General features: G+C 69.2%; 1 pseudogene. It reads left to right on the top strand.

What is annotated here, in order from left to right:
* A pseudogene (locus Q0L15_RS20720) lies at nt 1-924 on the top strand (malate synthase A); the annotation flags it as partial.

The raw sequence follows: 924 nt of genomic DNA, 5'->3' as shown, positions 1-924 counted from the left end.
TCCTCGAGGAGAACCGGGCGGTCCGGGAGGACGACTCGTGGCGGGTCGCGGACCCCGCGCCGGGACTGGTCGACCGGCGGGTCGAGATCACCGGGCCGACCGACCGGAAGATGACGATCAACGCGTTGAACTCCGGTGCCAAGGTGTGGCTCGCCGACCACGAGGACGCGAACACGCCGCTGTGGGAGAACGTCGTCGGCGGCCAGCTCAACCTGCGCGACGCGATCACCGGCCAGATCGACTTCACCAGCCCCGAGGGCAAGGAGTACCGCCTGAACGACGGCGAGCACGCGACGATCGTCGTCCGCCCGCGCGGCTGGCACCTGCCCGAGAAGCACATCGAGGTCGACGGGGAGCGCACGTCGGGCAGCCTCGTCGACTTCGCGCTCTACCTCGCCACCAGCGGGCAGCTGCAGATCGACCGGGGCCAGGGCCCGTACTTCTACCTGCCCAAGATGGAGTCGCACCTGGAGGCCCGGCTCTGGAACGACGCGTTCGTCCTGGCGCAGGACTTCCTCGGCATCCCGCGCGGCACGATCCGCGCGACGGTGCTGATCGAGACCTACCCGGCGGCGTTCGAGATGGAGGAGATCCTCTACGAGCTGCGCGAGCACTCGGCGGGGCTGAACGCCGGGCGCTGGGACTACATGTTCAGCGTGATCAAGTGCTTCCGCACCCGCGGCGACGACTGGGTGCTGCCGGACCGCAACTCGGTGACGATGACCGTGCCGTTCATGCGCGCCTACACCGAGCTGCTGGTCCGCACCTGCCACAAGCGCGGGGCGCACGCGATCGGCGGCATGGCGGCGTTCATCCCGAGCAAGGACGAGAAGCAGAACGAGTTCGCCTTCGCGAAGCTCACCGAGGACAAGACCCGCGAGGCCAACGACGGGTTCGACGGCTCGTGGGTCGCGCACCCCGGGA

The organism is Nocardioides sp., assembly GCF_024509035.1.
Classification (GTDB): Bacteria; Actinomycetota; Actinomycetes; order Propionibacteriales; family Nocardioidaceae; genus Nocardioides.
Note: the sequence above shows the minus strand (reverse complement) of the source record. Positions and strands in the feature narration are given on the sequence as shown.